Origin of the sequence: uncultured Thiocystis sp., assembly GCF_903866365.1 — a bacterium.
Classification (GTDB): domain Bacteria; phylum Pseudomonadota; class Gammaproteobacteria; order Chromatiales; family Chromatiaceae; genus Chromatium.
Window position 1 is genome coordinate 102506 of the sequence record NZ_CAIPNF010000267.1, and the last position, 8949, is coordinate 111454.

At 63.3% G+C, this 8949-nt stretch carries 9 protein-coding genes; 5 read left to right on the top strand and 4 right to left on the bottom strand.

From position 1 onward, the window contains the following. Positions 1-348: 348 nt before the first annotated feature. The 5 genes from QZY07_RS15120 (at position 349) to QZY07_RS15140 (ending at position 6110) form a co-directional block, all read left to right on the top strand. Positions 349-1989 (top strand): glycosyltransferase family 39 protein, encoded by a 1641-nt coding sequence (locus tag QZY07_RS15120; protein WP_295404401.1) that lies wholly within the window; start codon positions 349-351, stop codon positions 1987-1989. 98 nt (positions 1990-2087) lie between these two features. Beyond that, a complete protein-coding gene (locus QZY07_RS15125; RefSeq protein ID WP_295404404.1) occupies positions 2088-4724 on the top strand; it encodes a glycosyltransferase in 2637 nt (878 codons plus the stop codon). A gap of 88 nt (positions 4725-4812) precedes the next feature. Then, the gene (locus tag QZY07_RS15130; protein WP_295404407.1) at positions 4813-5055 is read left to right on the top strand and encodes an AbrB/MazE/SpoVT family DNA-binding domain-containing protein; all 243 of its coding nucleotides are present in this window, start codon (positions 4813-4815) and stop codon (positions 5053-5055) included. Further along, positions 5033-5434 carry a PIN domain-containing protein gene (locus QZY07_RS15135; RefSeq protein ID WP_295404409.1) on the top strand — a complete coding sequence of 134 codons (402 nt, stop codon included), beginning with the start codon at positions 5033-5035 and terminating at the stop codon, positions 5432-5434. The genes QZY07_RS15130 and QZY07_RS15135 overlap by 23 nt, the downstream gene beginning before the upstream one ends. 280 nt (positions 5435-5714) lie before the next feature. Next, entirely contained in the window at positions 5715-6110 is a 396-nt protein-coding gene (locus tag QZY07_RS15140; RefSeq protein ID WP_295404412.1) for a septal ring lytic transglycosylase RlpA family protein, read from the top strand. A 181-nt stretch (positions 6111-6291) separates the two neighbouring features. Here QZY07_RS15140 and QZY07_RS15145 read toward each other — a convergent pair whose 3' ends face one another. From QZY07_RS15145 to QZY07_RS15160, 4 genes are all read right to left on the bottom strand, one after another. Further along, a complete protein-coding gene (locus QZY07_RS15145) occupies positions 6292-7314 on the bottom strand; it encodes an ABC transporter permease (RefSeq protein ID WP_295404415.1) in 1023 nt (340 codons plus the stop codon). Positions 7315-7319: 5 nt separating this feature from the next. Then, positions 7320-7685, bottom strand: a complete 366-nt coding sequence (locus tag QZY07_RS15150; RefSeq protein WP_295404418.1) for a nucleotidyltransferase domain-containing protein — start codon at positions 7683-7685, stop codon at positions 7320-7322. Then, positions 7685-8095, bottom strand: a complete 411-nt coding sequence (locus QZY07_RS15155; protein WP_295404421.1) for a nucleotidyltransferase substrate binding protein — start codon at positions 8093-8095, stop codon at positions 7685-7687. The genes QZY07_RS15150 and QZY07_RS15155 overlap by 1 nt, the downstream gene beginning before the upstream one ends. 224 nt (positions 8096-8319) lie before the next feature. Beyond that, positions 8320-8949: ABC transporter ATP-binding protein (locus tag QZY07_RS15160; RefSeq protein ID WP_295404424.1), on the bottom strand; the 630-nt coding region annotated here is incomplete at its 5' end.

Below are 8949 nucleotides of genomic sequence, written 5' to 3' on the forward strand. Positions count from 1 at the left end.
AAGCTCAGGGCGAACGGAAAATCCTTAACTTAATGGCAGTGGCGCTCCGGCGTGGGAGCACGTCGCGACGCTCCAGCGTCGCCATCCGCACCGTTAGCGCGAGGCAACGACATTCGCTCTATGCCATTTGTACCGATTCGTCGACACGAAAGCGATCCGTATAACTACGTCATTCGCTCCTGGGAACGCCGATAGCGGATTGACGGCCCCAGCAGCCGACAACCGTCGGCGACCCCCGCGATTCAAGTTATGATAAGCCCTCCTCGGTTCGGAGACCGCACGCGCCCATTCGTCGACGCCGTCACAGGCCAACCGGCCGGTTTCTGCTCACCCCTTCAGGACCATCCCTTGCAACACCCCTTTTCCTCGCTCTCCGTCGCCGGTCCGCGCTCCGTCTCGGGCACGGACACCAAGCTCCTGATCGGTCTGCTGTTCGTCATTCTCTGCGCTGGCGCGGCACGGCTGTTCGGACTTGATCATTTGTTGGTCTGGCACGACGAGGTTTTTACCCTGCTGCGCGTGTTCGGCTACCGCCACGACGAGGTCCAGACCGCGATCTTCAGCGGACAACTCTTGACCCCGGACGATCTGCTGCGCTTTCAGCGCCCGGACCCCGCGCACACTTGGTCCGACGCCTTCCGCGCCTTCGCCGGACACCCGGAGCACGCCCCCCTTTACTATGCGCTGGCACGGCTGGCGACCGCGCTGCCGCTCGATCCGGTCAGCGCCGCGCGCGGTGTCTCGGCCGTGTGCGGCATCCTCCTGATCCCGGCCGTTTACTGGCTGACGCGCGAGCTTTTCGGGCGCGGTCTCGTCCCCTGGATCGCCGCCGCCCTGGTCGCCTGTTCCCCGCTCCAGTTCCTCTACGCGCAGGAGGCGCGCCAGTACGCGCTCTGGCTGCTGCTGACGGCGGCATCGAGCGCCGCGCTGGCGCGCGCGATGCGCCGCGAACTGCGCGCGGACTGGTGGCTCTACGGTCTGTTCATGACGCTCGGCGTCTATGCCCATCTGCTGTTCGTACTGACCATCCCGGTGCATGCGCTCTACGGACTGCCGGTCTCTCGGGCCGGCGGGGTTCAGGCTGGGCGGCTGGCCCGCCGCTGGGGCAGCGCGGTTGGCGTCAGTCTGATGCTGTTCACGCCCTGGCTGTGGGTGATCGCCACCCAGCCCGGGCGCGTCGGTCATTTCACGCAATGGATGCAACGCCCGGTCGGGATCGGCGACGTGCTCGCGGCCTGGGCGCTGCACCCGACCCGAACCTTTGTCGACCTGACCCCAACGCCCGTGCTCTGGTGGAGCCTGCTGATCGTTCCGCTCGTCTGGGCGCTGGCGCGCTTCGTCCGCCGCGCCCCGCGTCCGGCGGTCTGGCTGCTGGTCGCCATGGCGCTGACCTACATCGGCGTCACGCTGGGTCCGGATTTGCTGCTCGGCGGCAGCCGTTCGCTGCACGCGCGTTATGCCCTGCCGGCGCTGCTGGCCATTCAGATCATGGTCGCCTGGGTCATCGGCACCGCCATCGCCGCGCCGTCCGGCGCCTGGTCGCGCCGTTCCGGGCTTATAGCTCTGGCCTTGCTAGTCGGACTCGGCGGCTGGTCGCTGTTCGCCATCCAACGCGCCGCGACCTGGTCGACCAAGAACTTCAGCGCGAACAATGCCGACATCGCCCGCATCGCCAATGCCTCGGACTCGACCCTGATCGTGGCGAGCGACAGCGGGGTCGCGCTGGGCGAGCTGATCTCGCTCGCCGGTCGTCTTGACCCGAGAGTGCGTCTCTGGGGGCAGCCCTGGGACCAGCCAATCACGGTTCCCGCCGGTTTCGCGACCCTCATCGCTCTGACCCCGTCGGATCAATTGCGGGACGCCATTGGTCCTGAATGGTCCTTGACGCCCCTGGCCGGCACCTGGCAATGGTTCGCGGTCGAACCGCGCCGAACGACACCCGACACACCGACCGCGCCCAAGCAAGCGAACGAAGGAACGGTTCATTAATCAGCTCAACAAGCCCATTAGCGAATACCTTTGGCGCCATTGTCGTTGTCGTTGGCGTTGTTTAACGTATTTTTACTCGTGACTAAGCGAACTAGCGCATGAATCGCTCTACCAATCTCGTCATCCCATTCCTGATCGCCGCGCTGACCGCCGCCGCCTGGTGGCTGTTGAACCAGCCTTCGGAAGAGCCGCCCTGGCCGAACCGGATTCAGGGCTTTTCCTTCGCGCCCATGCGCGCCGGCGACGATCCGAGCCTGAAAAAATTCCCCTCGGTGGAGGAGATCGACGCGGATCTGGCCCTGCTGGAAGGGCGCGCCCATGCGGTGCGGACCTACACGGTCGAGGGTACGCTGGCCGAGATTCCCCGGCTGGCGGCGGCCCATGATCTGAATGTCACGCTCGGGGCCTGGATCGGTCCCGATCCCGCGGCCAACGAGACCGAAATCAAGCGTCTGGCCGAGCTGCTCGACGAGGGCCATCGCAACCTCGTGCGGGTCATCGTCGGCAACGAGTCCATTCTGCGCCGGGACCTTCCGCTGTCCGAGCTGATCGGCTATCTGGACCGTGTCCGCAAGCTCACCTGGCTGCCGGTCAGCACCGCCGAACCCTGGCATGTCTGGCTCAAGTATCCCAAGCTGGTCGAGCATGTCGACTTCATCACCGTGCATCTGCTCCCTTACTGGGAAGGATTGCCGGTCGATCAGGCCGTGGACTATGCCGTCAGCCGCTACAACGAACTGAAGGAAGCCTACCCGAACAAACCCATCGTCATCGGCGAGGTCGGCTGGCCCAGTAACGGTCGGCGCAACCGCGGCGCGGAGGCGTCGCCGACCAATCAGACGCGCTTTCTGCGCCGCTTCCTGGCCCGCGCCGAGGCCGAAAACTATGTCTATTACGTGATGGAGGCGTTCGATCAGCCCTGGAAGGCCAAGACCGAAGGGGCTACCGGCAACTATTGGGGCGTCTACAACGCCAACCGTCAAGCCAAGTTCGAGTTCAGTCAGCCGGTGGTGCGTATCCCGCAATGGCGCGAACTGGCCGGTCTGTCGGTCGTCATGGGCGTGCTTCTGCTGGTTTTCCTCTATCGGGACAGCGCGACGCTAGCCAAGCGCGGCAAGGGGTTTCTGGCGCTCGTCACCTACGCCATCTCCACCGCCGCCGTCTGGATCGTCTACGACTACACCCGCCAGTACATGACGCCCGCCACGGCCATCGTTGGGGTACTGCTGCTGATCGGCGGGATCGGCGTCATCGTGCTGCTGATGGCCGAGGCGCACGAATGGGCCGAATCCATCTGGCTGAATAAATGGCGCCGTCCCTTCCCGCTGCGCACGGTGCCGGACGAGCAGTTGCCTTTCGTCTCGGTGCATGTGCCGGCCTACAACGAGCCGCCGGAACTGCTGTGCGCGACCCTGGACGCGCTCGCCGCGCTCGATTACCCGCGCTTCGAGGTGCTGGTGATCGACAACAACACCAAGGATCCCAAGGTCTGGGAGCCGGTCCAGGCGCACTGCGCGACGCTTGGCGAACGCTTCCGCTTCTTCCATGTCGACCCGCTCGCCGGCTACAAGGCCGGGGCGCTCAACTTCGCCCTGCGCCAGACCGACCCCGCCGCCGAGGTGATCGCGGTCATCGACGCCGATTATCTCGTGATCCCGACCTGGCTGCGTCATCTGGTTCCCGGCTTCGCCGATCCGGAAGTCGCCATCGTGCAGGCCCCGCAGGATTATCGCGACGCCGATCAGAACGCCTTCAAGGCCATGTGCATGGCCGAATATCGCGGCTTCTTCCATCTCGGGATGGTCACGCGCAACGAGCGCAACGCCATCATCCAGCATGGCACCATGACCATGATCCGGCGCCAGACGCTCGACGCGGTCAACGGCTGGGCCGAGTGGTGCATCACCGAGGACGCCGAGCTGGGTCTGCGGCTGTTCGAGGCCGGACACAAGGCGCTCTATATCCCCTGCACCTACGGTCGCGGGCTGATGCCGGACACCTTCGCCGACTTCCAGAAACAGCGCTATCGCTGGGCCTATGGCGCGGTGCGCATCCTGCTGCGCCATCGGCGCGAGCTGCTCGGGCTGCGCAAGACCGCGCTCACCGCCGGGCAACGCTATCACTTCGTGGCGGGCTGGCTGCCCTGGTTCGCGGACGGCTTCAATCTGCTGTTCAACTTCGCCGCGCTCGCCTGGTCGGTCGCCATGGTGATGTTCCCGGACACCATCACGCCGCCCTACCTGACGGTCGCGCTGGTTCCGCTGGTGCTGTTCGTGTTCAAGATATCGAAGAGCCTGGTGCTTTACCGGCGCCGGGTCACGGCCACGCTGCGCCAGAGCCTCGCCGCCGGGCTGGCGGGTCTGGCACTGTCGCACACCATCTCGCGCGCCATGTTCGGCGGACTCGTCACCGGCAAGCTGGGATTCTTCCGCACGCCCAAGATGGCGGAGGCACCGGCGGTCATCCGCGCCCTTTCGGACACCCGCGAGGAGGGACTCTTCGCCTTCGCCTTCCTGCTCGCCGCCGGTCTGATCCTGCTGCGCGAGGATGCCTACATGCTCGACGTGCGGATCTGGGTCGCGGTGCTGGCGGTGCAGTCCATCCCCTATCTGGCCTCGGTGCTGGTCTCGCTCGTCAGCGCCTGGCAGCGTCTGCCGGCCGATCTGGTCGGGGTCATGGCGGAGATGAGTGGTCAGCGGTTGAGCGGGGCGCGGCCGGTCGGACGAGAGGGTTGAAGCCTCCACATGCCCCGGAGACATGCCGGGGCGTATCCGTTGCCATCTGCTACATTTCAGTAAAACCAGTTTTCACCAGGCGAATCGAATGACCGTTTTCGAGCAAACCGCGAAGATCTCAAGCAAGGGCCGGATCACTCTACCCAAACACGTTCGCGATCTCCTCCAGTCGGATTTCGTGCGGCTCGTCATCGAGGACGGCATCGTGCGCATTGAAGCCATACCCGACCTCGCCGGCTGTCTGTCCGGCTACGCCAAGGGAGCGCCGGTCGAGAATGAGCGCGCAGCGGCTTGGGAGGCAGAGCTACGTGAGCGATATCAGTCTGATTGATACCAACGTCATCCTCCGGTATCTGCTGGCGGATCACCCGGAACTGCATCTCCGTTCCAAGGCAATCCTTGACGCTGTCCGTACTGGCGGGCGACGGGTTCTGATTCCTGAGTCCGTGCTCGCCGAATGCGTCTACGTCATGCAACGGATCTACCAGGTACCGCGTGCCGAAATCGCCTCGAAGCTTGCGATTCTACTTGGTTTCCCTGGCATCGCTGGCGAAGGACTTCCAATCCTTCGTCAATCGCTGGCCATTTACGCCGACACCAACCTGAGTTTTGTCGACACCTTGATCGCCGCTCACGCTGCCGCCAGACAGCAGCCGGTCGAAACCTTCGATAAGGGGCTACGCCGTTATTTAGACCTTAAATCGAAATAAAAAGCGTGGGGTGCCCGCCTTGCGGACGAGGCCGCGCGCGAAACGGGCGGCGCGATTCCAAGCGTTCCGACTGAACGGGCAAATCGTATGCCAGCGTAAATAAAGCGCCTTGCAACCGCGCGGACCGGCGAGCGGTTGCAACAAAATGGACCAATCCGCAAATATAGGGTTTACCCCATGTAGGGTTTTCCCGTAGACTAGAGCCATTCCTAGTTCAACGACCACGATCCCGAGCTGTTTGACTTTCGGAATCGCCGGTCCATTGAAAGAGATTGGCCTCATGAAAAAGACCCTGGCAACCGCCGCGCTCCTGACGACTCTGCTTCCCATCGCCTTCGAGTCCCAGGCTCGCCCGAACCCCGGTCACACCCAGAAAGGCATGGCCTCCTACTATCACGACAGCCTGCATGGCCAAAAGACGGCGAGCGGCCAGCGTTACAGCAAAAACCGGCTCAGCGCCGCTCACAAAACCCTGCCGCTCGGCACCAAAATCCGCGTCACCGACACCCTGACGGGCAACAGCATCGTGGTCAAGGTCAATGACCGCGGACCCTTCGTCAAGGGCCGGATCATCGATCTCTCGCGCGAGGCCGCCAGCGAGCTGGGGATGATCAAGAGGGGAGTGAGCAGCGTCAAACTCGAAGTCCTGAGCCTGCCACCGCGCAAGGATTCCTAACGCAGGTGCGGTGGCCGCCTCCCGGAGGCTGGCACTGGCCGCTTGACGCGCGGTAAAATCCTCTTTGATAAACCCACTATAAGCCGATGTTTATGGTGGGTTTCCGTCTGGACCATGCGTCGGACCTATCGCAAGACCCAACGGTTTGACGAGAGCCTGCAAACACGGCAGCGTCTCCCGGTCACTCCCACCGGAAAAGCCAAGCGGCCAAGCTCAAGAAGAGCACGGCCAACCCGCTAAGCAGTCCGATCTGAGGCAGGACGCCCATCACGTCCGCCCCATCGATCATCACCGAACGCGCACCCTCCACCAGATGCGTTAGCGGCAACAGGCGCGAAAACGCCTGCGCCGCCGCGCTCGCGCCCTCCATCGAGAACCAGACCCCCGACAGCAGCAGCATCGGCCAGGACACCAGATTGAGCAGACCGTCGGCCACCTCCTCGGTGCGCAGACGCGCCGCCACGATCAGCCCCATGCTGATCAGACACAGTGCGCCGGCCAGATAGACGAGCGCCAGCGCCAGATAGGAGCCGCGCATCGGAAAGTCCAGCAGCAGCGCGGCGCCCAGATAGACGACCAGACTCGCCGTCAGCACCACGATCAGCCGCGAGAGCACCTGCGCCGTCAGAAACTCCCAGGGACTGAGCGGCGTCGCCTTGAGCCGGCGCAGCACGCCATTCTTGCGATAGCGCACGATCACCCAGCCGACGCCCCAGAAGCTGGAAAACATGATGTTCATCGCCAGCACACCGGGCAGCACCCAATCCACATAGCGCAGCGCCTCGCCGCTCACGGTCTGGCGTTGCGGCGCCGGCCCGATTGGCGACGCAGCGCTCCCCAGCAGAAGACGCTCGGCCAGAGAACCCTTGGGCGACTCGGGATTGACCCAATAAACCGGCGCCTCGCGCGGATCGAGCAGCAGATCCAACTGATGCCGTTCGACCTTCACGATGGCCGATTCCGGCTCGGTCAAGGGGATGAAGGCGATGTACTCAAGGTCGAGAAAGGGCGAGGACACGCTGGTCAATTGACCGTCCGGCGTGACGACGCCAACCTTGAGCAGATCCTCCGGCTCGGCCCGAAAGATGAAGGCGAAGGCCAGCACCATCATGATCGGCATCAGGATGTTCCAGCTCAGTCCGGCGCGGTCGCGATAGAACTCGCGGTTGCGCGCGACTAGGATCGCAAGGATTCGGTGCCACATGATCGTTAAACCCCCTCCGGCGGGGAAGGCGGGGCTTGCGCCTGGGTGCGGTCCCGCCCGGACCCAGGGACGGTATCGCCGGCGCGGTTCAGGATGACCACCCCGACCCGATCGATATGCTCCTTCAGGCCAGTATGTCTCAGGCTCTCGTAATGGGTCACGTCGAACCGGTAGGGCGTGGGCAGGTCGTCGAGCGCCGCGAGCAGTTCCGCCGAGCGGTCGGTGGGGCTGCCGAAGGCCAGATCGATATCCGAACCGCGTCGGTAGGTGCCCTTGGCGCGCGAGCCATAGACTTTGACCCAGACCAGATCAGGGTAGCGCCGCAGACAGGCGTCGATCGCCGCCAGGGTTTCCGGGCTCAGGCCGAACATCAGACCAACCTCGCGCCGAGAAACTGCTGGAGTTGTTCCAGCCCCATGAGATAACGCGCGCGGATACGCTCGACCGCCGCGAGCGCGCGGGCTTCATCGTAGACGTGCGCCATCAGGTTACGATCCTCCAGCATCTCGATCCAGAGCTGCCCATCCGCCACGAGATCATTGGCAAAGCTCTGTTTGATAACCTCGCGCGGCATGATTGCATCGATGCCGTTGTAGTGGAGATAGTCCTTCAGGGTTTTCCATGACAGATCGAACGTCATCTCAAATGCCTTGATCAGCGCCATCCGAATCAGATCATTGTCGGGCGTTTCCGCGTTCGCCGCGACGGCTTGTTGCAGGATGAGAAACGCGGCCCGCAGATTCTCGAAACGCTGTTTCCAGCGGATATCCAGATCGTCCATCGTGACGGTTTCCTGCGAATCGTTTAAGGCAGATTGTTTTCAGGGAAGCACCTAAGGTGATTTCCGGGAAAGTTTATACCCATGCCAAAGGCTTCAAAATGGACAGGATTAACAGGATGTTTCAAGATTGACAGGATTAAAAACAATGGCTTCTATCCTGTTCATCCTGAGCAATCCTGTTCATTTGCAGCGTTGATTCTGGTAAAGACTTTCCCGGAAATCGCTTAAGTTCTTAACGCATGCCCGGTCAGTTTCAAAAAGAGGTCTTCCAGGTTCGGAATCGCCACCCGCAGACCGGCCAGATCGGCGCCGAGTCGTTCGAGTTCGGCCAGCATGGGCGGCACCTCGTCGGTCTGGATCTCGATCTCGCCGTCGCGCGCCACGGCGCCGGATGGCAGCGGAACTCCCGCCGGCCAAGCCGAATCCGGCAGACGGATCAGGCGCGCGGGAAACTGTGCATCGATCAGCTCGCGCGGATTTCCCTCGGCAATTAGACGCCCCCGGTCGACGATGGCGACCCGGTCGCACAGCCGCTCGGCCTCTTCCATGTAATGCGTGGTCATCACCACGGTCGTTCCGCGTCGGCGGACCCGTTCGATCAGGCCCCAGAAATTGCGCCGCGCCTGGGGGTCGAGTCCGGTCGTCGGTTCGTCCAGAAACACCAACTCGGGATCGTTGACCAGCGCGACCGCCAGCAGCAGACGCTGCCGTTGACCGCCCGAAAGCTTGCGGGTATCACGCTCCAGAATCTCGGCCAGATTGCACAGCCGGATCAGTTCCTCGCGCTCCGCCGTGCGCCGATAGAGACTGGCGAACATCGCCAGCGACTCGCCCACGGTCTGGAAATCCTGCAA